Source organism: Formosa undariae (genome assembly GCF_042427615.1).
GTDB classification, from domain to species: Bacteria; Bacteroidota; Bacteroidia; order Flavobacteriales; family Flavobacteriaceae; genus Formosa; species Formosa undariae.
The window spans coordinates 526,485-549,377 of record NZ_JBHMEZ010000003.1; the positions used below are offsets into that span (position 1 = coordinate 526,485).

24 protein-coding genes and 1 other RNA gene are annotated in these 22,893 nt (G+C 33.1%); 12 read left to right on the forward strand and 13 right to left on the reverse strand.

The features are described from left to right. Nucleotides 1-55: 55 nt before the first annotated feature. An RNA gene (gene ffs, locus ACFFVB_RS05725) (signal recognition particle sRNA small type) lies at nt 56-154 on the reverse strand. An 87-nt stretch (nt 155-241) separates the two neighbouring features. On the opposite strand from ffs, the gene ACFFVB_RS05730 reads away from it, so the two are divergent. The 3 genes from ACFFVB_RS05730 to ACFFVB_RS05740 all read left to right on the forward strand — a co-directional run bounded on the left by ACFFVB_RS05730 (nt 242) and on the right by ACFFVB_RS05740 (nt 3,324). Further along, nucleotides 242-1,279 (forward strand): glutaminyl-peptide cyclotransferase, encoded by a 1,038-nt coding sequence (locus tag ACFFVB_RS05730; protein ID WP_382381755.1) that lies wholly within the window; start codon nt 242-244, stop codon nt 1,277-1,279. 3 nt (nt 1,280-1,282) lie between these two features. After that, a complete protein-coding gene (locus tag ACFFVB_RS05735; RefSeq protein WP_382381756.1) occupies nt 1,283-1,672 on the forward strand; it encodes an acyl-CoA thioesterase in 390 nt (129 codons plus the stop codon). Nucleotides 1,673-1,767: 95 nt separating this feature from the next. Beyond that, nucleotides 1,768-3,324: a hypothetical protein gene (locus ACFFVB_RS05740; RefSeq protein ID WP_382381757.1), complete on the forward strand. Its 1,557-nt coding sequence runs from the start codon at nt 1,768-1,770 to the stop codon at nt 3,322-3,324. Between the two features lie 7 nt (nt 3,325-3,331). Here ACFFVB_RS05740 and ACFFVB_RS05745 read toward each other — a convergent pair whose 3' ends face one another. Together ACFFVB_RS05745 and ACFFVB_RS05750 are read right to left on the reverse strand one after the other, a co-directional pair. Then, nucleotides 3,332-4,030 (reverse strand): Dph6-related ATP pyrophosphatase, encoded by a 699-nt coding sequence (locus ACFFVB_RS05745; protein WP_382381758.1) that lies wholly within the window; start codon nt 4,028-4,030, stop codon nt 3,332-3,334. A gap of 9 nt (nt 4,031-4,039) precedes the next feature. Next, complete coding sequence (locus ACFFVB_RS05750) at nt 4,040-5,524, reverse strand: GFO_1087 family putative carboxy terminal peptidase (protein ID WP_382381759.1); 1,485 nt, start codon at nt 5,522-5,524, stop codon at nt 4,040-4,042. 129 nt (nt 5,525-5,653) lie between these two features. Between ACFFVB_RS05750 and ACFFVB_RS05755 the strand changes: the two genes are divergently transcribed. The 4 genes from ACFFVB_RS05755 (at nt 5,654) to ACFFVB_RS05770 (ending at nt 7,855) form a co-directional block, all read left to right on the forward strand. Next, entirely contained in the window at nt 5,654-6,163 is a 510-nt protein-coding gene (locus ACFFVB_RS05755; RefSeq protein WP_382381760.1) for a GFO_1088 family ECF-type sigma factor, read from the forward strand. Further along, entirely contained in the window at nt 6,150-6,641 is a 492-nt protein-coding gene (locus tag ACFFVB_RS05760; RefSeq protein ID WP_382381761.1) for a PG0215 family putative anti-sigma factor, read from the forward strand. Before ACFFVB_RS05755 ends, ACFFVB_RS05760 begins: the two co-directional genes overlap by 14 nt. Nucleotides 6,642-6,680: 39 nt before the next feature. Continuing rightward, nucleotides 6,681-7,241 (forward strand): GFO_1090 family protein, encoded by a 561-nt coding sequence (locus tag ACFFVB_RS05765; RefSeq protein WP_512699229.1) that lies wholly within the window; start codon nt 6,681-6,683, stop codon nt 7,239-7,241. A gap of 65 nt (nt 7,242-7,306) precedes the next feature. Next, complete coding sequence (locus ACFFVB_RS05770) at nt 7,307-7,855, forward strand: GFO_1091 family lipoprotein (protein WP_382381763.1); 549 nt, start codon at nt 7,307-7,309, stop codon at nt 7,853-7,855. 252 nt (nt 7,856-8,107) lie between these two features. Here ACFFVB_RS05770 and yajC read toward each other — a convergent pair whose 3' ends face one another. From yajC to ACFFVB_RS05790, 4 genes are all read right to left on the reverse strand, one after another. Then, nucleotides 8,108-8,398 (reverse strand): preprotein translocase subunit YajC, encoded by a 291-nt coding sequence (gene yajC, locus ACFFVB_RS05775; RefSeq protein WP_382381764.1) that lies wholly within the window; start codon nt 8,396-8,398, stop codon nt 8,108-8,110. 3 nt (nt 8,399-8,401) lie between these two features. Continuing rightward, complete coding sequence (locus ACFFVB_RS05780) at nt 8,402-8,896, reverse strand: DUF1573 domain-containing protein (RefSeq protein WP_382381765.1); 495 nt, start codon at nt 8,894-8,896, stop codon at nt 8,402-8,404. A gap of 46 nt (nt 8,897-8,942) precedes the next feature. Next, the gene (nusB, locus tag ACFFVB_RS05785) at nt 8,943-9,887 is read right to left on the reverse strand and encodes a transcription antitermination factor NusB (protein WP_382381766.1); all 945 of its coding nucleotides are present in this window, start codon (nt 9,885-9,887) and stop codon (nt 8,943-8,945) included. 128 nt (nt 9,888-10,015) lie between these two features. Next, complete coding sequence (locus ACFFVB_RS05790; RefSeq protein WP_382381767.1) at nt 10,016-11,119, reverse strand: Glu/Leu/Phe/Val family dehydrogenase; 1,104 nt, start codon at nt 11,117-11,119, stop codon at nt 10,016-10,018. Between the two features lie 141 nt (nt 11,120-11,260). Between ACFFVB_RS05790 and ACFFVB_RS05795 the strand changes: the two genes are divergently transcribed. Further along, complete coding sequence (locus ACFFVB_RS05795; RefSeq protein WP_382381768.1) at nt 11,261-13,021, forward strand: ABC transporter ATP-binding protein; 1,761 nt, start codon at nt 11,261-11,263, stop codon at nt 13,019-13,021. Nucleotides 13,022-13,137: 116 nt separating this feature from the next. Then, complete coding sequence (locus tag ACFFVB_RS05800; protein ID WP_382381769.1) at nt 13,138-13,524, forward strand: PUR family DNA/RNA-binding protein; 387 nt, start codon at nt 13,138-13,140, stop codon at nt 13,522-13,524. A 66-nt stretch (nt 13,525-13,590) separates the two neighbouring features. Here ACFFVB_RS05800 and ACFFVB_RS05805 read toward each other — a convergent pair whose 3' ends face one another. The 3 genes from ACFFVB_RS05805 to ACFFVB_RS05815 are packed head-to-tail and all read right to left on the reverse strand — an operon-like array spanning nt 13,591 to nt 15,868. After that, a complete protein-coding gene (locus ACFFVB_RS05805; RefSeq protein ID WP_382381770.1) occupies nt 13,591-14,580 on the reverse strand; it encodes a lysophospholipid acyltransferase family protein in 990 nt (329 codons plus the stop codon). A 28-nt stretch (nt 14,581-14,608) separates the two neighbouring features. Next, a complete protein-coding gene (locus ACFFVB_RS05810) occupies nt 14,609-15,529 on the reverse strand; it encodes a bile acid:sodium symporter family protein (RefSeq protein WP_382381771.1) in 921 nt (306 codons plus the stop codon). Nucleotides 15,530-15,532: 3 nt separating this feature from the next. Beyond that, nucleotides 15,533-15,868: a tRNA-binding protein gene (locus tag ACFFVB_RS05815; RefSeq protein WP_382381772.1), complete on the reverse strand. Its 336-nt coding sequence runs from the start codon at nt 15,866-15,868 to the stop codon at nt 15,533-15,535. Between the two features lie 45 nt (nt 15,869-15,913). Between ACFFVB_RS05815 and ACFFVB_RS05820 the strand changes: the two genes are divergently transcribed. Then, on the forward strand, nt 15,914-16,474 hold the full coding sequence (locus ACFFVB_RS05820) for a thioredoxin family protein (protein WP_382381773.1): 561 nt from the start codon (nt 15,914-15,916) through the stop codon (nt 16,472-16,474). Here the strand turns inward: ACFFVB_RS05820 and ACFFVB_RS05825 are convergent. The 3 genes from ACFFVB_RS05825 to ACFFVB_RS05835 form a co-directional block, all read right to left on the reverse strand. Next, nucleotides 16,464-17,012 carry a YfiT family bacillithiol transferase gene (locus tag ACFFVB_RS05825; protein ID WP_382381774.1) on the reverse strand — a complete coding sequence of 183 codons (549 nt, stop codon included), beginning with the start codon at nt 17,010-17,012 and terminating at the stop codon, nt 16,464-16,466. The two genes, ACFFVB_RS05820 and ACFFVB_RS05825, sit on opposite strands and share 11 nt — an antisense overlap. A gap of 32 nt (nt 17,013-17,044) precedes the next feature. After that, nucleotides 17,045-18,274 (reverse strand): porin family protein, encoded by a 1,230-nt coding sequence (locus ACFFVB_RS05830; RefSeq protein ID WP_382381775.1) that lies wholly within the window; start codon nt 18,272-18,274, stop codon nt 17,045-17,047. Between the two features lie 115 nt (nt 18,275-18,389). Next, the gene (locus ACFFVB_RS05835) at nt 18,390-19,325 is read right to left on the reverse strand and encodes a peptidylprolyl isomerase (RefSeq protein WP_382381776.1); all 936 of its coding nucleotides are present in this window, start codon (nt 19,323-19,325) and stop codon (nt 18,390-18,392) included. A 256-nt stretch (nt 19,326-19,581) separates the two neighbouring features. Here ACFFVB_RS05835 and pta point away from each other — a divergent pair, with 256 nt between their 5' ends. After that, nucleotides 19,582-21,675 carry a phosphate acetyltransferase gene (pta, locus tag ACFFVB_RS05840; protein WP_382381777.1) on the forward strand — a complete coding sequence of 698 codons (2,094 nt, stop codon included), beginning with the start codon at nt 19,582-19,584 and terminating at the stop codon, nt 21,673-21,675. A gap of 33 nt (nt 21,676-21,708) precedes the next feature. Then, on the forward strand, nt 21,709-22,893 hold the full coding sequence (locus tag ACFFVB_RS05845; RefSeq protein WP_382381778.1) for an acetate/propionate family kinase: 1,185 nt from the start codon (nt 21,709-21,711) through the stop codon (nt 22,891-22,893).

Sequence of the window (22,893 nt, forward strand, 5' to 3'; positions counted from 1 at the left end):
TACAATTTTAATAAGTGAAAAGTGAATAGAAATTTAGGAAACTATAAGGCATAAAAAAAGGCAAGCTACCTACATCACACTGCTACGACCATTTACCTTTGCTGCGTTCCCGCCCTGGAGGATTCAACAGGAGCTAGTTGTGTAGGACTTGCCGGTGCAAATATACATCCTTTTTATTTTTACGCAATGATTTTTTTAACTGATTTTAAATAAATAAATTGCTTAAAATTAAATTTTACAGATGAAAGCAATTAACATACTCATTGTCATATTTTTAACTGCCACATTAATTTCTTGTGGAAGTAGCACAAATGATAAAAAAAGTGATTTTTCACTACAAACAAATGCTCCAGGTAACGGAATATCCCTTCATAAGGACCTAAATCTTTCTGTAAACAACTCGAAAAACATCAAAATCGATTCCGTCGTTTATTTTATTAATGACATTCAAATTTCTGAAAACACAAATTTGAGTCAGCAGAAACTAGGAAAACAAAATATAAAAGCGATGATTTATACGGCTGGAGAAATTCAAACGATAAATTCGCCCCTACTTATACTAAACGATGCATCTCCAAAAGTGTACACTTTCGAATTATTAAACACATTTCCTCACGATATTACATCGTACACTCAAGGTTTAGAATTCCATAACGATACGATTTACGAAAGCACAGGCCAGTATGAAGAATCTAAGCTTAGAAAAATCGACTATAAAACTGGAGCCATTTTACAAAATATAAAATTAGCCGACGAATATTTTGGTGAAGGCTTAACCGTTTTAAACGATAAACTATATCAATTAACATGGCAAAAAGGTACTGGCTTTGTTTACAACGTAAACACTTTAGAAAAGATATCTAGCTTTAAATACAATAATAGTAAGGAAGGTTGGGGAATTTGTAACGATGGCCACGTATTATATAAAAGTGACGGAACGGAGAAAATTTGGATTTTAGATCCTGAAACTTTAGAAGAGAAAAGTTATATCCAAGTATATACGAACAAAGGAAAAATTGGGCGTGTAAATGAATTGGAATGGATAGACGGAAAAATCTATGCTAATATTTACCAAAAAGATGGTGTCGCCATTATTAATCCGAAAAATGGTGCTGTAGAAGGTGTTATCGATTTTACACCACTAAAAAAGAAAGTGACCCAACACCAAGGTTTAGACGTATTAAACGGTATGGCTTTTAACCCAACAACAAAAACACTATTTGTAACAGGAAAACGTTGGGATAAATTATTTGAGGTCACCGTAAAACCTAAGAAATAATTCATGAAAGAATTTGAACTTAAGGTTACCGTTACCGAAGACGATTTAGACGAACTAAACCATGTAAACAATGTGCGTTATGTGCAATGGATTCAAGATGTAGCAAAAGGACATTGGCAAAACACGGCAACTGCAGAAATGCAAGACCTATATATATGGGTGGTTATAGAACATCACATATATTATAAAGGTGAAGCCCTTTTAGGGGATGAGTTGGTCTTAAAAACCTTCATTAAAAAAGCTACTGGCGTAAAATCTATTCGTGTGGTAGAACTATTTCATGCGAAGACAAAGAAACTCATGCTAACTGCAGAAACACATTGGTGCTTAATACACACCGAGACAAAACGCCCAACACGAATACCGGAAGATGTAAAAGTCATCTTTCAATAAAATTGTAATCAAAACGTTAAAAGATAAAATCTTTATTATCGACCAAAAGTTATATTTTCACCTAATATCTCTCTAAAAGAGATTCAGTTTACATTATGAAACGTATTATCTATTTTATATCATGTTGTCTTTTTTTAATGCTTTGGAGTTCATGTCGAAAAGATTTCGAATTTTCTCAAAGTAACGGAACCCTAACTTTCTCTAAAGATACCGTGTACCTAGATACCGTTTTTACCAATATTGGTTCGAGCACTTACAATTTAAAAGTGTATAATAATAGTAATGAAGATATCGTAATCCCGTCGCTAAAATTAATGCGTGGAGAAAGCTCAAGCTATCGTCTTAATGTAGATGGAATGTCGGGTAAAGTATTTCAAAATGTTAAAATTTTAGCAAAAGACAGCATGTATGTGTTTATTGAAACCACTATAGATTATAACGATTTTAGCAACCTTGAGGCTACTTATTTATATACCGATGAAATTGAATTCACTTCAGCAACGAACTCTCAGAAAGTAGATTTAGTGACTTTAGTTAAAGATGCTGTTTTTATTTACCCGAGTAAAGGTGATGATGGAATAGTAGAAACCTTAACTATTGAAATTGATGGCGAACAGGTTTCTACCGAAATTCAAGGGAGATACTTAACCGATGACGAATTAATTTTTACCAACGCGAAACCATATGTTATTTACGGCTATGCCGCAGTTCCTAACACTAAAACATTAACTATTGATGCGGGGTCTCGCCTTCATTTTCATAGTGATTCCGGATTATTTGTTGGCGAAAATGCTTCTTTACAGGTTAATGGAAGCTATAGTAACGATCAAGAACTTTTAGAAAATGAAGTGATTTTTGAAGGCGACCGACTAGAACCTAACTTTTCGGACACTCCTGGACAGTGGGGCACAATTTGGTTATATGAAGACAGCCGAAATAACAGCTTAAATTATGCTACTATAAAAAATGCAACCGTTGCAATTTTAAGTGAAGGCAATCCCAACGACAATAAATTAACGCTAAAAAATACACAAATTTATAACAGTAGTAATTTTGGAGTTTTAGGGAGAAACACCTCTATTACCGCAGAAAATCTTGTAATAAATAACAGCGGACAATCGTCTTTTGCAGCGACTTTGGGTGGACGTTACAATATAACACACGCTACCATTGCAAATTACTGGAATAACAGTTTTAGACAATATCCTGCATTATTGATTAATAATTATATGTTAGACGAAGAGAATACAGCGTATTTAGCCAATTTGTCTGAAGCTAATTTTAATAATTGTATTATTTACGGAAATGATAATCCTGAGTTTATTCTTGATGAAATTGAAGACGATCAGGTGGCTTTTAATTTTAAATTCACCAATTGTTTAGTCCGTTTCCAAAATTCATTTGGCACTAATTATACGGGACCAAATTATGATTTTGATGATGCCACGCATTACGAAAACATGTTATTTAATGAAGATCCAGAATTCAAAAGTCCAAATGCGAACCAAATGATTATCGGGAGTAATTCTAAAGCGATAAATCTTGGTGCTTCTAGTTTTGCAAATCAGGTGCCTTTAGATATCTTAAATAATAACAGAACAGCTGAGCCAGATCTAGGAGCTTACCAACATATTATTTTTGATAAAAAGTAACGCACGTTTAATTTTTACTCACTAAATCGCAATACCAAAATCCTGCAGGTTTACTTTCTTTATTTGGGGCTGGATATTCACGATAGGTCTTCTCCCCTATTTCGAATAGAATTGACGATTTAAACAACGGTCCATCAAAACAGAAGGTATGAAATTCACCATTTTCGCCACAAGGATCGACGTCTTTTGGTAGATTATTAATAACATCTAGCGTTAAAACAGTCCCTACAAAATCTTCTGTAAAATATTTAGCATCGGCACAAACTACAATAGCTTTAAATCCTAATTCGAGAAACTCCGTGATTAGTTTTTTAGTATTTCGCTTCCACAACGGGAATATGCCTTGAATTCCAACTTCTAAAAGTTGCATTTCTCTATAGAATTTTAAATCCTCTAGAAAAATATCACCGAAGGCTGCATGTGTATAATTTTCAGCTTTTAATTGGTTTACAGCCGTATTCATTATGGTATTATAATCATCCATATTTGGTTGCTCCGGTAACTCTATATAATCTATAGAAATCCCTATAGCTTCAGCCTGCGTTTTTAATAATTCTACACGCAACCCATGCATAGACACTCGATTAAAATGAGAATTTATAGTTGTAACTAATTTTTCAACCAAGTAAGATTCATCCTGTAGCAATTCATATAACGCCAAAGCAGAGTCCTTTCCAGAACTCCAATTGAAATAGATTTTATTCATCCTTAAAAATTAATCTACATACATAGCATTTGGTAAAGGCTGAAGCATTTTACTATGACTTAACTCTTCAGATTTCGAAGTTTCTATAGTATATTGTCTCCGTGCTGTTCCGGTAATATCGGCTATAGCTGCAGCCAACAATGGCTCATTAAGATCTCCTAAGATTCCTAAATTCCCATAATTTTCACTCAATAGGATATCTGGTGTTAATCCATCAAAATAATCAGTATTACCCAAAACATTAAGCGATTTAAAGATTAAAGGTTGCATGGCGTATGTATGCTTAGTATTCACTTCTGCTTTACTAAATGTTGGCGAATCGTAAACCGTTCGTGATGCCTGATATTTACCAGTTGTAATTCCTCCAATCTGAACGACATCTATATAAGGTGTTAATCCGTTAATAATAAGTTCGCTTGCAGAAGCTGTATTACCCGTGGTAATCACATAAACTTTACTTAAATTTAAATGATTTATAGTTTCACTAAAAGACACTGAACCTGACGTACTACGTTTTTCCATAGTGTCTACAAATGGGTTTAATAAACCCTCAGGATCATTATTTTCAAAATAGGTTTGCCAATCACTATTCCACTCTTCTTTAATAAAAACGTCGCCTGTAAATTGTCCTGTAATCATAGAGGCTAACCAAGTCGCTGTGCTCACAGAACCTCCAGGGTTATACCTTAAATCTAAAACTAAATCGGTTATTCCTTCACTCCTAAACGTACCAAAAGCACTATTTAATTGTGAGTCGAAAACATCTGTCCCTGTAAAACCATTATACATTAAATAGCCTATTTTTTTTCCGTTAACCGCCAAGATTTTTTGATCATAAATGGGGTTTTCAGTATATGTCGATTTCACCAAAGCAACTTCTTCTGCTATGCTTTCAAAACTATCGTCGTCCCTAGTTTCTGTACCTTTATCGTCGTAAGCAGCCATACCTATAGTATACGACGTGCCTTGCACTAAATCTATATTTGAATCTGTTGAAGAATTATAAAACAACTCGACTCCATCTATACGATTAAAGATATCGCCTCGTTTTATGCCCTTGCTTTCGGCATCGGTATTTGGCATAACATAACGCACATAGCCAAAAACTTTATTCCCTCCATTTTTTAATATCACCAAACCGTATTCCATACCGTGGGTAATAGATTCTCCATTAAATTGCTGTTCAAGTGCTATATAATCGTCGGTTATCCAGCTAAATCGATCTTCCGTACTTGTATTATACAGTAAGCTATGAAACAAATCTTCTGGTGTAGAAAAACCATTTAAATAGTTTTGATATTCGGTAATCGATGAAAACCGAGCATCTGACAGCTCCGGAGTATTGTCTTTATATAAATAAAAAGCATTCATGCCTTTCCAAACAAAATCGTTTATTTCTGAGGTGGTAACTAGAAAATCATCTTCATCTTTAGCACAATTTGTAAAACACAATACAATCGCACATAGATAAAAGGAAATCTTTAAATGTTGCATATATAATCTGGGTATAAAGTATAAATTTACTTTATTTAATAGCAGTTATAAAATTTTTTGTAACAAATTATATAATCATTCGTCGTAATATTAAACCACCAATAATAGACCATCAACCGAATTAAACAAATGACTCAGTCTGAATTTTTAAATACTGTATTGCCTTTTAAAGATAAAGTATATCGTTTAGCAAAACGTTTATTAATATCTAGTGAAGAAGCTGAAGATGCGACGCAAGAAGTTTTAATTAAACTGTGGTCGAATAAAAATAAAATGGAGGCCTATAAAAATATAGAGGCGTTTTCCATGACTATGACGAAAAATTTATGTTTTGACAAATTAAAATCTAAGCAAGCACAGAATTTAAAAATAGTACATACTAATTATGAAGATCACAATACAAGTCTTCAGAAGCAAGTTGAAACGACAGATAGTTTAGATTGGGTGGGGAAAATTATTGAAACTTTACCAGAACAACAACGCATGGTTATTCAGCTTAGAGATATCGAGCAATACGATTTAGACGAAATTTCAAAAATGCTAGATATGAAAAATACAGCTGTAAGAGTTGCATTATCTAGAGCGCGAAAAACAATAAGAGAACAGTTAACTAATACACATAATTATGGTATTAAATAGTATAGAACATTTACTTGAAAAGTACGAAAACGGAGAAACAACACTGCAAGAAGAGCAACAGTTACAAACCTACTTTTCTCAAGACAATATAGAACCGCACCTAGAAGTTTACAGACCTTTATTTGCTTATTTTAAAGCCAGTAAACAGGAAACCTTTAACAAAGACATTCCGCTAAAATCGAATAAAAAACCAATTTACACCTGGTTAAGTGTCGCTGCTATTGCTGTATTAATGTTAGGCTTTTATTTTAAATCGACTCAGAATATAACGCCTACAAGTGACGAGTTGGGAACCATCCAAGATCCGCAATTGGCATACGAAGAAGTGGTAAGATCTTTAGAACTCATTTCTAAATCACTAAACAAAGGCGCTTCTACCATGAGCTATTTAGAATCTTATAATAAAGGCATAGCGACAGTAGGATATATTAACGAATTAGAACACTCTACAAATATCATTTTTACAAACAAAAAATAAAGTATTATGAAAACTATATTAAATAAAAATTCCAAATCGATGACTCAAAAATTAATCTTATTTGCACTTGCCATGGTATTATTACCAGCAAGTATGATGGCCCAAACGATTTTCGACAAATACAGTGAAAATCCAAATGTAACGTATGTAAATATTAAACCAAAAATGTTTCAGATGTTAGCAAAATTAGACATTAGCACCGACGATGCTGAGTCTCAAGCCTACTTAGAAATGGTAAATAGTATTACTAGTTTCAAAACTATAATTACAGACGACAAAGCTATTGCTGCTGATATTTCTACTTGGATGACTTCTAAAAAAGGAGGTTTAGACGAACTTATGGAAGTAAAAGACGACGGAAAAGAAGTGAAATTTTACGTAAAAGAAGGTAAGGATGCAGATCATGTAAAAGAACTCCTGATTTTTGTAAATGGTATTGGCGATTTAACTAAAGATGCCAATATAGAAATTAATGGTAATAGTCGTAGGATTGAAACCGTAGTTGCCCTTTTAACTGGAGATATCGATTTAAATCAAATCTCTAAACTGACGAGTAAGATGAATATCCCTGGAGGAGAACACTTAAAAAACAACAAATAAATTCACACTTAAAGCGCGTTCTAATTTAAAACTATTAGAACGCCGTTTTACAATATTATAATATTATGAAATCTTATAAATTAACTTTCGCCATACTCTTTTATTTCGGATTATTACTTACAAGTTGTAAATCTGAACCGACTTTACAAACCTATATTGTAGACCACCAAGAATCACAAAATTTCACAACAGTAGACTTACCGCTTTCTGTTTTGAATATAGATGAATCGAAGCTAGATGAAGCGCAAAAAACAACCTACAAATCCATTAAGCGATTAAATTTCTTAGGATATAAAAAAGATGCAGCACAGCCTGAAGACTATATTTCGGAAAAAGAAAAAGTAGAACTTATTTTAAATAATAAAGCATACAATGAGCTTATGGTTATTAATAACCATGGCGGTAAATTTACTTTAAAATATCTTGGAGATGATGAAGAATCTATAGACGAATTAATTGTTTATGGAAATGCTAAAGATACGGGATTTGGTGTTTTAAGAGTCCTTGGAGACCAAATGAAACCTTCTCAAATTATGTCGTTAGCAAAAGTATTAGAAAAAGGAGATATTGATATGTCTAAAATGAAAGGTGTAATGGATTTCTTTAATAAATAAATTTATCCAAAAAATACGATTCTAAAAACGGTCTAAATGAAAATCATTTAGACCGTTTTTTTTATTAACTATTATTTTTCCTAGGAGCAATAGTACACTCAATTCTACTCTTCTGGTAGTATACTATATATAACGTGTACCTGTTTTTTTCACTGCTGTCGAAAGAACCCAAATAAAGGTTATTAAAATATAGTGCAAATAAAAAGGCTACCCCTATAGGATAGCCTTTTCAATATACTAATAAACTAAAATTTATTTAGTTACTTCTGTTTTAGTTAAAGCAGAACTCATTTCCATAGAAATTGAAGAACGTTCAAACTTAATTTTACCTGCAAGCGTTTCAATAACGCATGAATTATCTTTATCGTTTAAATCAACTACTTTTCCGTGCATACCACTTTTAGTAATTACGCGATCTCCACGTTTTAATTCGCTAGCGAATTTTTTTTCTTTTTTCTGACGTTTCATTTGTGGTGCAATCATAAAGAAATACACAACCACAAACATTAATATAAACGGTAAAAATTGACTTATACCTTCCATTATTTAAGATTGAATTTGAGGTGTTGCTAAAGTTGGTTTCATAGGTGAGTTTGGATCAGGCTTAACAAATGCTTTTATTCTAACCATTTCTTTACCTTTTGCCGTATTAGAGCTCACTGTAATTGTTTTTGTTACATTATTTGCTCCAGAACCATTAAATTTTACTGTAAATTTCCCTGATTCTCCTGGTGCTAAAGGTGCTTTACTCCAATCTTGAGGTACTGTACAACCACAAGAACTTGCGATATTTGTAATTACCAAAGGTGCTTCACCTGTGTTTTTATATTCAAAAACAGTTTCTACATTTTGTTTAGATTCAATTGTACCAAAATCATGTTCAGTTTCAGTAAACACAATTTGAGGAAATTTTGAAGAATTAGCATCACGCTCAGCAGCAACAACTACGTTTTCTTCATTTACTTTTTTCGAAGCATCTTCTTTACAAGCTGTAAAAGCAATTAAGCAAAATGCGCTTAATCCTAATATTAATTTTTTCATAATAAATATATTTTTTTAAAAGGCTAAATGTACTAATAATTTACAACTACATCAACCCTCTCCCTATTTTATTTAAGGTTCCGTTCTCCTGATATTCCTTAACTAACTTATCTAAAATACCATTAATAAAAATGCTGCTTTTAGGCGTAGAATACTCTTTGGCTATTTCTAAATATTCGTTTATTGTCACTTTTACAGGAATAGAAGGGAAATGTAACAACTCGCAAACTGCCATTTGCATTAAGATATAATCGATTTGTGCAATACGATCGGCTTCCCAATTTTTTGCTTTATTATCAATTTCGGCATTTAATTTAGTTTGGCTTAAAATGGTCTTTTTAAACAAGCTTACTCCAAAGGCTTTATCGTCTAAATCCTTATATAATTTAGGTGTAAAATAAGCATCGGCAGCATCGGGTTTACATTTACGTAATAACTTCGCTATGGTTGTATTTACAGTAGGTAAATCGTCTAACCACGTTAAATTTTTATCTTCTAAATAATCGTAAAGTTTTTCGTTTGGTGCGATAATTTCTTTGAACACATCGACAATAAAGTTCTTGTCTGCTTTAAAGTCTGAAGTACGCGTTTTCATGTACTCCGTGTAAATATCACTAGCAAGAATGGCTTTGTAAATAACATCTACATATTCGTCGTCTAATTCCCAATTGTCTACACCATAGGTTCTAATGGTATCTCCTAAAGTACGGTTGTATCTTAGCAACTGTAGCACTTCGTTATTAACTAATTTTTTATTGGGATCTTTATCTTCAGACGTTGCAAGATGCTTTAATTGAGATTTATCGATTTGATTTTCAACTCGTTTTTGAACCTCAATAAGTAAAGATAATTGTAACAGATATAAATGATACATATCGTCAAAACTGTTAAGTAAAAACTTTTGATCGTTTTTAAAATCGTCACTTTCCCCACCTTTAAATGCATAAATGGTTTGCATTACTTTTACGCGAATATGTCTTCTATTAAGCATAGTTACAAAGAACTTTTAACCTCCCTTTCAGGAGCATGAATGATAGCCTTAATGGCATTATTTTTAGTAAAAAAGCCGAAAGTTTTAAAAACTTTCGGCTGCAAAAATACGATTTTTAAGCAAATAACTTATTTATTATTCTCTTTTTTTCTAGCTTCTATATTTGCTTTAGCAACATTTAAAGCTGCTTGATTTGTTGTTATTTTATGAACATCGGCATTATTAAGAATTTCTAATGTCGTATTGTAAATATTCTGAGTTCTATTCATAATCTCGGCTTTATCGTATTTTGCAATTTCTGCATATACGTTAATAATACCTCCTGCATTTATTAAAAAATCTGGGGCATATACAATACCTCTATTTTGTAAAATACCACCATGAACTTGCTCGTTAGCTAACTGATTGTTCGCAGCACCTGCAATAACTTGGGCTTGAATTTTATTTACAGTATCGTCGTTTATAGTTGCTCCTAAAGCACAAGGTGCATAAATATCTACAGCTTCGCTATATAAATCTGATCCTCTATAAATGGTTGCTCCGTAAGATTTACTTACTGCTTCTAAACGCTCTTCGCTAATATCGCTGATAATAACTTTTGCGCCTTCTTTAGTTAAATAATCTACTAAAGTTTCTCCAACATGTCCAATTCCTTGAACTAGAATAGATTTTCCTTCAAGATTATCTGTACCGAATTTAAATTTTGCAGCAGCTTTCATTCCCATATACACGCCATAAGCAGTCACTGGAGAAGGATTTCCTGCACCTCCTTTAGATTCAGAGATACCCGTAACGTAAGGTGTTACTTCACGAACTAAATCCATATCGGATGTTTCCATTCCTACATCTTCAGCAGTTATATATTTTCCGCTTAAAGAATTTACATACTCACCGAATTTTTTCATCAATTCTGGAGTCTTTTGTGTTTTGGCATCACCAATTATAACAGCTTTTCCACCACCTAAGTTTAAACCTGTTACAGCCGCTTTATATGTCATCCCACGAGACAAACGCAAAACATCGTTTAATGCCTCCCATTCATTATTGTAATTCCACATTCTAGTTCCTCCCAAAGCAGGTCCTAATACCGTGTTATGAATACCAATAATTGCTTTTAAACCTGTATCTTTGTCATTGCAAAATACAATTTGCTCATGATTGTTAAATGAGTGTTGTCCGAATACGGGATCAACTTTATACAGTTCATTTGCATTTAAAACCTCTGAAACCATTTTAATTATGTATTAATTAGTATTGATTATTTTGATGTATTAATAAAATATAAACGCAAATCTATATTATTATTATCATATTTTCAAACAAACTGGTATTAAATAGAGAATAACAAAAAATAAAAAATAGACTCCCGGTTAATGAAAGCCCTTAAACACGTTAATAAATACTTCCTTAAATATAAATATCAATTACTCTTCGGAATAGCAATTACTATTATAGCGCGTATTTTCATGTTGTTTACACCGCGTTTTGTAAGAGAAATTTTTAAAGTTGTCGAAGATTATAATCAAGGTATTATTACAGACGTAGCGGTGGTACGTTCCGAACTTTTAGAAGACATACTCTATATAATAGGAGCTGCTATAATCGCTGGAATTTTTACTTTTTTAATGCGTCAAACCATTATTAATATGTCCCGACATATAGAATTCGATTTAAAAAATGAAATCTATCAGCAGTACCAAAGGTTATCTTTAAACTTCTACAAAAAGAATAGAACCGGAGATTTAATGAATAGAATTAGTGAAGATGTAAGTCGTGTGCGTATGTACGCAGGACCTGCCATAATGTACACTATAAACACCATTACACTTTTCGTAATTGCCCTGTTATATATGTACAGCGAAGCTCCATCTCTTACGTTATATACCGTTTTACCGCTTCCTGTTTTATCTTTTGCCATTTACAGATTAAGTAAAGAAATACATAAACGTAGCACTATTGTACAAGTCTATTTATCGAAACTATCCACCTTTACTCAAGAAAGTTTTAGTGGTATTTCTGTAATAAAGGCTAACGGTATAGAATTACAAACATCAGAAAATTTCGAAGAACTATCGGAAGGTAGTAAAGAAAAACAATTAGCATTAGTACGCATTCAAGCGTTCTTTTTCCCCATGATGGTTTTACTAATCGGACTTAGTAATTTAATTGTAATTTATATTGGAGGTAAACAATATATAGATGGAGAAATAGAGAGTTTAGGAACCATTGCCGAATTTATAATTTATGTAAACATGTTAACCTGGCCCGTCGCTACTGTGGGTTGGGTAACTTCAATTATTCAACAAGCAGAGGCCTCTCAAAAACGTATAAACGAATTTTTAGAGATTGAACCTGAAATAAAAAACAATACAGAAGCGCCTTCTATAATTAAAGGAAATATTGAGTTTAAAAATGTGTCTTTTACTTACGACGACACTAATATTCAAGCCTTAAAAGACATATCCTTTACTATTAATCATGGAGAAACCTTAGCCATTATTGGAAAAACAGGTTCTGGTAAATCGACAATATTAGATCTAATTGGTCGCTTATACGACATAAATAGTGGTGCTATTTTAGTTGACGATCTCGAGATAGATCAATTAAACCTGTACAGCTTAAGGGACAGTATTGGGTATGTTCCTCAGGATGCCTTTTTGTTTTCAGATTCTATAAAAAATAATATCAAGTTTGGGAAAGAAGATGCAACCGACGAGGATGTTTATCAAGCCGCAAAACTAGCTCAAGTTCATAGTAATATTTCAAAATTTGCTAAAGGCTACGATACGGTGTTAGGAGAACGCGGAATTACATTATCTGGCGGACAAAAACAACGTGTTTCTATTGCTAGAGCGATTATAAAAGATCCTCAAATATTATTGTTCGACGATTGTTTATCGGCCGTAGACACTGAAACCGAAGAAAAAATCCTAAAAAACTTATACAAAGTATCTTCAGGAAAAACTACTATAATTGTAAGTCATCGTGTCTCTTCTGCTAAAAACGCAGACAAGATAATTGTATTAGAGGATGGAAAAATTATTCAGCAAGGTTCTCATAACAGCTTAATTAACATTGAAGGTTATTATAAAACCTTATATTTAAAGCAACTTAGTGAAAAAGAAATATCATAATTTGTTGGTTAGTATGTCTTTTTTTTAGATTTTTGAAAGGAAATTGATTTACCTATATAAATAATTTTAACAACTTGAATTAAACATTTTAAATCTTATTAATAGTAAACATGAGTATGGATAGTAAGGACATGATGGAGAAAGAGGAGATTTTTTCTAAAGTATTAAGAGCAGGGAGACGAACATATTTTTTTGATGTTAGAGCTACAAAAGCAGGGGATTATTATTTAACAATTACTGAAAGTAAAAAATTCACAAACGACGACGGGTCGTACCATTACAAAAAACATAAGATATACTTGTACAAAGAGGATTTTTCTGAGTTTAGAGATATTTTAAACGAAATGACAGATTACATTATTGATGAAAAGGGAGATGAAGTAATTAGTGAACGTCATCAAAAAGATTTCAAAAAAGAATACGACGAGAATCAAGAAGAAGTTATTGAAGCTGCTCATGAATCTGCTGAAAAATTCACAGATATTAGTTTTGACGATATTTAATCGAATCTAAAATAAACACCAATTAAACCGTTATTTTGTAACGGTTTTTTTGTGCTCTATTTTCAACTATAATTTAACGGCACCAAGACCAAGACAGCATATCCCTAATAAAGCACTTAATGCCATAAACCATCCTAGGTTAATCCCTATACTTAGCACTACAATAAAAATCCAAAGTGGTACAATAGTTAATCCAATCGCAAATCTAAAAGTCCCCGTAAACTCCTTCTCTTTTATTTTAGGTTGTAAAACCAATTTCCAAAGCATATAAACTGGTAATAAAACGACTTTAAAAAGGATTCTAAAAATGAATCCTATAGGTTCTAAAACAGATTTTTTACTTACAAATCCAGGCACTTTTTCATTGTATTCTAAAAAATAATTTACAGCCTCTGGATTTAAAAAATCCGCTCCATTATTTTCTAAGTGTAGCAACACCTCATCATAATCATCCTCAATGTGAGTTGTAAGTAACTGAATCTCTTTTTGAATATCACACTTTAACGCATTCACTGCTTCTGTTTTCTCTAGACCTAGATAGTGCTGCGCGTTTATAGGTTTCCCAATATTAAGCGACATACTGTCTCCAAAAGCAAGCGCATTTTTATAATTTACACCTACAGGTAATAATTGCAAATCTAAATCCGGATAAGATTCTAAAGTATCCAAAACAATACGCGTAAAGCCTTTACTTAACGGACGAACTTTTCTATTTAAGTTATGACTGCCCTCTGGAAAAATAACAAGCGCTTCTTGATCTTTTAACAAATCTCTACATGTTTCAAAAATCGCATTATTATTCAAGATTGTTTGCCACCCATCTCTAACCCGATACACAGGAAGCATATTCAAACCTTTTAATAATTTTGAAATGAATGGTTTTTGAAACACCGCTGCGCGTGTTAAATAATAACAAAATCGATTAGAATGAGTCGCTATTATTAAAGGATCAAGCAATGCATTCTGGTGATTAGATAATAAAAGAACAGGTTTTGTTTTTGGGATAAATTCCTGTCCCTTAACACTTATCTTTTTATAATAAAAAAATAAACCCATCGAAATATATCCTTTAACGCACTGTAACTTAAATTGTTTTAATGTCATATATACCCTTAGTTAGTTTGGACCAATATAAAGCTAAAAATAATCCTGAAATAATATGCCAGATACCCCAAAAAGCAGCGATAATAGCCATACCTCCTAGCCCATCAAAAAACGTAAATATTAAAAGTAAACCCAGTCCCGAATTTTGAATTCCTGTTTCAATAGCTAAGGTTTTCTGATTGCTAAAAGACAACTTAAAGCCTTTAGCCATATAAAAACCTAAAGCCAACGCTAAAATATTATGTCCAATTCCTAAAAACAAAACGTCAAAGATATAGGCTTTAAAAATATCTATGTTTTTAGAAAACGCAATAATAACAATAATTACAAATACAAGTATAGAAAATGGTTTAAGTAATTTCGATATTTTAATAGCAAGATCAGGCTTAAAATATCTAACACCCATTCCTAAGAATAAAGGTATCCCTAGAGTAAGAAGCACAACCTGAATTAGGTCTTTCGGATTTAAAGCCACTTCCCTTAATAAATGAGATGTTGGCTCGTATAAATTGCCGTAAAATTGAAAATTAAACGGTGTCATTATTAAAGCAATACATGTAGAAAACGCAGTTAAACTCACCGATAAGGCTGTATTTCCTTTTGCTAAATGCGTCATGAAATTAGAAATATTACCACCAGGACATGCCGAGACTAGCATCATACCCAGAGCGATACTAGGTTTTGGCTGTGCAATAAGAATCAATAAAAAAGTAACTAAAGGCAATAAAAAGAACTGAGAGAGCACACCTATAAGTACAACTTTCCGCTCTTTTAATAAAGTATTAAAATCATCTACAGAGATCCCTAAAGCGACACCAAACATTACAATGGCCAAAGCCATGTTCATGACCCAGATCGCATTGTTATCGAAATTTATGTGCACTAAATCTATATCTTGCATGAATTACAGCACAGAAGTTCCGTTTTTAACCTGTTGTTCAGGATGTAATAACATCACGTCTTTTCCTGTAACAGCTCCCATAATTAAACACTCGCTCATAAATTTAGCGATTTGCTTTCTCGGAAAATTTACAACCGCTACAATTTGTCTGTTTAACAATTCAGTTTTAGTATATAAGGTTGTAATTTGCGCAGATGTTTTTTTTAAACCCAAATCGCCAAAATCGATGGTAAGTTGATACGCTGGTTTTCTTGCTTCGGGAAAATCGTTAACTTCTAGAATAGTTCCGACACGTAAATCGACAATACTAAAGTCTTCGAAATTTATAGTTGGTTTCATTTTTTAAAAGTACAAATAATTACGAACTTTGATAAAAACAGAATTATGTCCGATACACTTTCTACAATGATGCCTTTAGGTACCAAAGCTCCAGATTTCACTTTACAAGACACAATATCTGATACAGAGTTGTCCTTAAACGATATTAAAGGAGAACATGCAACGGTTATATTTTTTATCTGTAACCATTGTCCTTTTGTACTTCATGTAAATACACAACTAGTCCAATTAGCAAAAGATTACAAATCGAAAGGTGTTAATTGTATCGCTATCTCTAGTAATGATATTGAAAATTATCCGCAAGACGCTCCCGATAAAATGAAATTAGTCGCTAAAAGAGAAGGCTACATTTTCCCATATTTGTTTGACGAAACACAGACCGTCGCCCATGCTTACAACGCGGCTTGTACTCCAGATTTTTTTGTGTTTGATTCTGAATTATCTTTAAAATATCGCGGACAGTTAGACGATTCTAGACCTGGAAATACGATCGCAGTTACGGGTCAGGATATTCGTTATGCATTAGATTGTATCTTAAATAAAGAAGATCATTTAAATCGGCAAAAGCCAAGTATTGGGTGCAATATAAAATGGTTTAAAGCTTAGCCCACCCCTTACGTTCTAGAGCTGAAACTATGTGAGCAAAGTGATGACTACTGTGCCAAGCGTACATGCCTATATTTTCTTTTAAGATTACCGTTTTATTCGATTCTGGATGAATAAAGCTTCGGTTTAAATCTATATCATTTAAAGATTTTAAAAGATACACCAAGCGTTTATGGACAGCCTCTATGTGCATTAAAGACATACTAACAGGTGCTTTTATAGCATCGTCTAGATTAGACCAATCGTCTTGATTGTAAGCCTTAATTACAGGATTATCCTCGGTTAAACTCCATTTAAAACGCGTATAACTATGATGATGACTATCGGCTATATGATGCACAAGTTGCCTGATAGTCCACCCTTCTGGACGATATTCTGTATCTAGTTGAAAATCGGTTAACGGATTAACCAAAGACTTTAACCGGTTCGGAAATTCTTCCAAAACAGAAATCCAATTTTCGAGATGTTTGCCTGTAATATGTTCTGGACATTTAAATTGCCCTATAGGATATTTTAATTGTTGATCTGTAGTTTCCATGGTTATTGGGTTGTTTGTCTGTATTCAATATTCTAAAAGTAATACATAAATCCGAAACTAATACGCATAGCATCACGACTTTGGTTAATTTTACCTTCAATTTGATTGACTTCACCAGAAATATCCAAATCTTTCTCACCATAATCTAATTCTAGACCTACAGTCATCCGATCGTAAGCATCATACATAAAATTTAAAATACCGTAATAATGTTGATGAATAAAATTACCTCTTAAAAATGCCACATCATTATTTAAATCTTGAGTAACAATGAAGCGATCTGAGTCTTTTAAATTAAAACGAGTGAAACCTAGTACTACGTTTGTGTGAAGTTTATCGGTAATATAATATTCGTAAGAGGCCCATCCTCCCATGGCTGGAGTGGCATTAAACTCATTTCCTGTTGCTGGATATCCATCGTAACCATTTCCAGCGACTGTAGTTAAATAGGCAGAAATACCTTTTCCTCCAACAATTTGAAATTGAAAATTATTCCTATTAGCTTTATAAATACCACTAAAAGTAAAACCGTAACCAACAAAGCTATCAATATCGTCGTCCAATTTATACCGTACATTTCTTAACACAGAAGACATCCTTAAATGTCCCCATTCTCGTTTATATTTTACAGAAAACGTAAGGTCTGGAGTGATTTGGTCTACCTCGTCTATTAATGGCTGAAACTCTTCATAAGCAAAATTAGTAGCTATAGGCGCTTCTATACTAGCTTCGTAAATCCAATTTGGATTCTTAAAAGTATTCATATATTTTATGTGTGGCGTTCTTAACCAAATTCCAGAAGGCGGTCCTTCCCATTCCATAATATTGGGCCAAATACTTTCGTCTCCAAAGTTATTCCAGTTCTGCCCTACTTGCCAGTGCGTGGTTTCTACAAATGCTTTTCTTAAGCGAAGTCTTCCGTCTCCTCCCCAAAAATCAGATTCGACTACTGCTGTTATAACCCGTCCGTCCTTTTGAATATACTTCGTACTAAACTTTAATTGAGTTTGGTACATATCGACATTTAAGCTTTTGGTATCGTCGGTATCAAATACATTAATTAACCCCACATTAAACGTCTCACTGTTATTTAATCCACCATACACATCTAAGTATCCATTTAGCTTCATGTTTACACCTAAACTACTTTTATATCGGGGATCATTACCCACGGAATCTTTAGAAGTTACTGTTAAAAATGGATCTTGAGCAAAGGCTAAAAACCCTAAACATAAGCATAACGTGGTTAAAGTTAGTTTCATCAAATTGTGGTTTAAGAAAATGAAAATACTCATTTTTTAAGATAAACCTAAATACTCGACATAAAAAAAGCTGCCTTTTCAGACAGCTTTTACAATATTATAAGTAAAGAAAGTATTATTTAACTTCCATTAATTCTACATCAAAAATAAGTGTTGCATCTGGAGGAATAACGCCACCAGCTCCACGAGAACCGTATCCTAAATCACTAGGAATAACTAATCTCGCCTTATCTCCTACTTCTAATAATAGGATGCCTTCATCCCATCCAGAAATAACTTGTCCTACTCCAACTGGAAATTCGATAGGCTCTTTACGTTTGTAAGAAGAATCGAAAACGGTACCGTCTTGTAATTGTCCTTTATAATGTACAGAAACTGTTTGTCCTGATTTTGCTTTTTTACCACTTTTAGAGGCTTGTAAAATTTGGTAGCGTAAACCACTTTCTGTTTTACTAAAACCTGATGCGATTTTATCTAAAGCAGCATCTTGTTCTGCTCTAGCTTCAGCTAAACGCTTTTCACGAGAACCTTCAAAAGTTCTAAAAGATTCAACGGCATTAAAAGCTTCTGCTTCTGCACCAACTCTAATAATTTCTAAAGTTTCAATACTATCAGCTTGAGCAATAGCATCTACGACATCCTGACCTTCAACAACATGTCCAAAAACAGTGTGAGCGTTATCCAACCAAGGCGTCTCTACGTGTGTGATAAAAAACTGACTTCCATTTGTTCCAGGACCAGCATTAGCCATAGAAAGAATACCAGGACGATCATGCTTTAATTCTGGATGAAATTCATCATCAAATTTATATCCTGCATCACCAGTACCTGTTCCTAATGGACAACCACCTTGAACCATAAAATCTGGTATAACACGGTGAAATTTTAATCCGTCGTAATAAGGGGTTCCTTGTTTTTTAACTGAGTTTTCTAAATTACCTTCTGCTAAAGCAACAAAATTCCCTACCGTTCCCGGCGTCTTTTGAAATTCTAAGGCTACTAAAACTGAACCTTTTGTAGTATTAAATTTCGCGTATAATCCGTCTTGCATTTGTTTCTATTTTATTAAAGTGCAAATATAGAAAAATGATTTGCTAATAAAAAGTACTGTGCGCGTTATCATACTGTTAAAAACTTGCTTCTAATTAATTTCCAAAACATGATAATAATCAGTTGCTAATCGGTATTAAATCTAGAAATTTGCAAAGATTTTTAGATAAGAAAGGGAATAGAAACTTTTAGTAGCTTTATATCTTATTAAAATACTGAAAATCATTATTTTCGTAAAAACCAAATTAAAACTGAAAATGAGTAAAGGACTTTATATTGCCACTCTAGAACCCAATAGTGGTAAATCGATTATTTCTTTAGGGTTAATGCAAAACTTATTAGGAAAAACGGCTAAGGTTGCCTATTTCAGGCCAATTATAGATAAGGAAGAAGGCGATAAACGAGATAACCATATAGATACATTACTTTCTCATTTTAATTTAGATATTCCTTATACTGAAACCTATGCATTAACTAGAAATGAAATTGTTCAGAATAGAAATGCAGGGAAAATTGGTGATTCTTTAGATTTAATCATTAAGAAATATAAGGCGTTAGAGGAACAATACGATTTTATTTTAGTTGAAGGTACAGACTTCCAAGGAGAAGGAACTGTTTTTGAATTTGACTGGAATGTAAATATTGCTAAAAACTTAGGTTTACCGGCTTTAATTGTAAGCACATGTTTAGACAAATCTGTAGAAGAATTTGCGAGCAGTGCAGAAATGGCTTACAAGACTTTTAAAAATCACGATGTAGAAGTTATTGCACTAGTCGCAAACAAAGTACAACCTGAAAACATTGAAACGATACAAACTGCAGTTCATGCATTCTTACCTAAAGATGTTGAGTTTTCGACTATACCAATGGTAAAATCTTTAGCCTCTCCAACCATGAAGGAGATTAAAGAAACTTTAGATGGAAAAGTACTTTTCGGGGAAGAACATTTAGGAAACTTATCTGGGAAATTTGCTGTAGGAGCTATGCAATTGCGTAATTTTTTATCTCACCTACGCGAAGGCTCTGTGGTCATAACTCCTGGTGATCGTGCCGATTTAATTTTAGGATCTTTACAAGCGCATTCCTCTAGTAATTACCCTAATATTTCTGGTATTATTTTAACAGGAGGTATTATTCCTGAAGACACGATATTAAAATTAATAGATGGACTTACAACAGTCGTTCCTATTATTTCGGTAAACGATGGTACTTTTAATGCAACACATAGAATTGGAAATATAAAATCTAACATCTATGCAGAGAGCAAAACAAAGATCTTAACATCTTTAGAAACGTTTCAAAAACACATACAAGCAGACAGCTTATTGGAGAAACTGACTTCTTTCGAAAATAAAGTGACTACACCACGCATGTTTCAATATAATTTAATTGAAAAAGCACGGAAAGCGAAAAAACGTATTGTTTTACCAGAAGCATCAGATCCTCGTATCTTAACTGCAGCTGCGCGTTTAGAGGTCTTAGATTTAGTAGATATTATTCTTTTGGGAGACCCTAAAGTCATTAAAGAAAAAGCAACTGAACTTGGTTTATCTTTAGACTATAATAAAACAAAAGTTATTTTCCCATCGGATTACGAAGGCTTTGAAGATTACGTTGAAACCTTCTACGAATTACGTAAACATAAAAATGTAAATATGGATATGGCGAGAGACATTATGAACGATGTGTCTTATTTTGGTACCATGATGATTTACAAAAATGACGCCGATGGTATGGTATCAGGAGCAGTAAATACTACAGGTCATACTATTTTACCTGCTTTACAATTCATTAAAACTAAACCAGAATGTTCTATCGTATCGTCTGTATTCTTTATGTGTTTAGACGACCGTGTTTCTGTATTTGGAGATTGTGCAATTAACCCAAATCCAAACGCTGCTCAATTGGCAGAGATTGCGATTTCTTCTGCAAGAAGCTCAGAAGCTTTCGGTATTGAACCACGCATAGCGATGTTATCTTACTCTTCTGGATCTTCTGGTAAAGGTGAAGATGTAGACAAAGTACGTGAAGCTACAGAGATAGTAAGAGCGAAACGTCCTGACCTTAAAATTGAAGGGCCTATTCAATATGACGCCGCTGTAGATTTAAAAGTTGGTCAGAGTAAAATGCCAGGATCAGAAGTTGCGGGTAAAGCGACTGTACTTATTTTCCCTGATTTAAATACAGGAAATAATACTTACAAAGCTGTACAAAGAGAAACTGGGGCCTTAGCAATTGGACCAATGCTACAAGGTTTAAACAAACCTGTTAACGATTTAAGTCGCGGATGTACTGTAGACGATATCTTTAACACCGTAATCTTAACAGCTATTCAAGCGCAAGGTATTTAACAACTATTTATTAAAACTATATAAAACAAACTCATGAAAATTCTTGTTATAAACTCTGGTAGCTCCTCTATTAAGTTTCAACTCATCGAGATGCCTGCTGAAACAGTAATTGCTTCTGGTTTAGTAGAACGTATCGGCTTAGAAGATGGCGCTATTCATTATAAAGATCAAAAAGATAAAATTTCTTTAACATTACCTATTCCTAACCATGCCATAGGATTGGCTAAAGTTGCAGAAATGTTAATGGATAGAACAACAGGTGTCATTAAAGATGTTTCAGAAATAGATCTTGTAGGACACCGTGTAGTTCATGGTGGAAAAAAATTCTCTGATCCCGTAGAAGTTACTCAAGAAATTAAAGATAAAATCCGTGATCTTATTTTATTAGCTCCACTTCACAATCCGCCAAATTTAGACGGTATTGAAGTTGCCGAAAAAATATTTACAAAATCGAAACAAATTGCTCTTTTCGACACGGCTTTTCACCAAACGTTACCTGCTGTAGCTTATAAATATGCTATTGCTAATAAATTTTTAACAGAAGATAATGTTCGTGTATACGGATTCCATGGTTTATCTCATAAATACGTTACAGACCGTGCTGTTGAATTTTTAGATAAACCAGATGCTAAATTAGTTTCTATTCACTTAGGAAATGGATGTAGTATGACGGCTGTTCAGAATGGGAAAAGTTTTGACCATACCTTAGGATTCGGACCAAACGATGGTTTAATTATGGGAACACGTAGTGGTGCGATAGACCAATCTGTTATCTTTTTTTTAATGGATAAATACAACTACAATAAACAAGAAATCATTAACATTTTGTCTAAAGAAAGTGGTATGCTTGGTTTAACAGGGTATAGTGATTTACGTGATATTGAAGCTCAAGCAGAACTAGGCAATACAGATTGTATTCTTGCTTTAGAAATGAATGCATATCGTGTTAAGAAATTTATTGGTGCTTATACCGCTGCTTTAAATGGTCTAGATGCCATTATATTCACTGCTGGAATTGGAGAAAACAGTTCAACCATTAGAAAAATGATTTGCGACCAAATGGATTATTTCGGTATACATTTAGATCAAGAATTAAATGCAGAACGTTTACCTAACATTAGGAGTATTAATACAGCCGACTCTAAAACTAAAATCTTAATTGTTCCTACAAATGAGGAATTAGAGATTGCTACAGAATGTTATGAGAATTTTAAATAA

What these genes read in the sequence shown, in the direction of transcription:
- ACFFVB_RS05750 (WP_382381759.1), bottom strand. Translation starts at nt 5,524, where the DNA reads ATGCAACATTTAAAGATTTCCTTTTATCTATGTGCGATTGTATTGTGT.
- ACFFVB_RS05770 (WP_382381763.1), top strand. Translation starts at nt 7,307, where the DNA reads ATGAAATCTTATAAATTAACTTTCGCCATACTCTTTTATTTCGGATTA.
- pta (WP_382381777.1), top strand. Translation starts at nt 19,582, where the DNA reads ATGAGTAAAGGACTTTATATTGCCACTCTAGAACCCAATAGTGGTAAA.
- ACFFVB_RS05820 (WP_382381773.1), top strand. Translation starts at nt 15,914, where the DNA reads ATGTCCGATACACTTTCTACAATGATGCCTTTAGGTACCAAAGCTCCA.
- ACFFVB_RS05810 (WP_382381771.1), bottom strand. Translation starts at nt 15,529, where the DNA reads ATGCAAGATATAGATTTAGTGCACATAAATTTCGATAACAATGCGATC.
- yajC (WP_382381764.1), bottom strand. Translation starts at nt 8,398, where the DNA reads ATGGAAGGTATAAGTCAATTTTTACCGTTTATATTAATGTTTGTGGTT.
- ACFFVB_RS05780 (WP_382381765.1), bottom strand. Translation starts at nt 8,896, where the DNA reads ATGAAAAAATTAATATTAGGATTAAGCGCATTTTGCTTAATTGCTTTT.
- ACFFVB_RS05735 (WP_382381756.1), top strand. Translation starts at nt 1,283, where the DNA reads ATGAAAGAATTTGAACTTAAGGTTACCGTTACCGAAGACGATTTAGAC.
- nusB (WP_382381766.1), bottom strand. Translation starts at nt 9,887, where the DNA reads ATGCTTAATAGAAGACATATTCGCGTAAAAGTAATGCAAACCATTTAT.
- ACFFVB_RS05805 (WP_382381770.1), bottom strand. Translation starts at nt 14,580, where the DNA reads ATGGGTTTATTTTTTTATTATAAAAAGATAAGTGTTAAGGGACAGGAA.
- ACFFVB_RS05845 (WP_382381778.1), top strand. Translation starts at nt 21,709, where the DNA reads ATGAAAATTCTTGTTATAAACTCTGGTAGCTCCTCTATTAAGTTTCAA.
- ACFFVB_RS05825 (WP_382381774.1), bottom strand. Translation starts at nt 17,012, where the DNA reads ATGGAAACTACAGATCAACAATTAAAATATCCTATAGGGCAATTTAAA.
- ACFFVB_RS05755 (WP_382381760.1), top strand. Translation starts at nt 5,654, where the DNA reads ATGACTCAGTCTGAATTTTTAAATACTGTATTGCCTTTTAAAGATAAA.
- ACFFVB_RS05830 (WP_382381775.1), bottom strand. Translation starts at nt 18,274, where the DNA reads ATGAAACTAACTTTAACCACGTTATGCTTATGTTTAGGGTTTTTAGCC.
- ACFFVB_RS05835 (WP_382381776.1), bottom strand. Translation starts at nt 19,325, where the DNA reads ATGCAAGACGGATTATACGCGAAATTTAATACTACAAAAGGTTCAGTT.
- ACFFVB_RS05730 (WP_382381755.1), top strand. Translation starts at nt 242, where the DNA reads ATGAAAGCAATTAACATACTCATTGTCATATTTTTAACTGCCACATTA.
- ACFFVB_RS05745 (WP_382381758.1), bottom strand. Translation starts at nt 4,030, where the DNA reads ATGAATAAAATCTATTTCAATTGGAGTTCTGGAAAGGACTCTGCTTTG.
- ACFFVB_RS05760 (WP_382381761.1), top strand. Translation starts at nt 6,150, where the DNA reads ATGGTATTAAATAGTATAGAACATTTACTTGAAAAGTACGAAAACGGA.
- ACFFVB_RS05790 (WP_382381767.1), bottom strand. Translation starts at nt 11,119, where the DNA reads ATGGTTTCAGAGGTTTTAAATGCAAATGAACTGTATAAAGTTGATCCC.
- ACFFVB_RS05765 (WP_512699229.1), top strand. Translation starts at nt 6,681, where the DNA reads ATGACTCAAAAATTAATCTTATTTGCACTTGCCATGGTATTATTACCA.
- ACFFVB_RS05795 (WP_382381768.1), top strand. Translation starts at nt 11,261, where the DNA reads ATGAAAGCCCTTAAACACGTTAATAAATACTTCCTTAAATATAAATAT.
- ACFFVB_RS05815 (WP_382381772.1), bottom strand. Translation starts at nt 15,868, where the DNA reads ATGAAACCAACTATAAATTTCGAAGACTTTAGTATTGTCGATTTACGT.
- ACFFVB_RS05800 (WP_382381769.1), top strand. Translation starts at nt 13,138, where the DNA reads ATGGATAGTAAGGACATGATGGAGAAAGAGGAGATTTTTTCTAAAGTA.
- ACFFVB_RS05740 (WP_382381757.1), top strand. Translation starts at nt 1,768, where the DNA reads ATGAAACGTATTATCTATTTTATATCATGTTGTCTTTTTTTAATGCTT.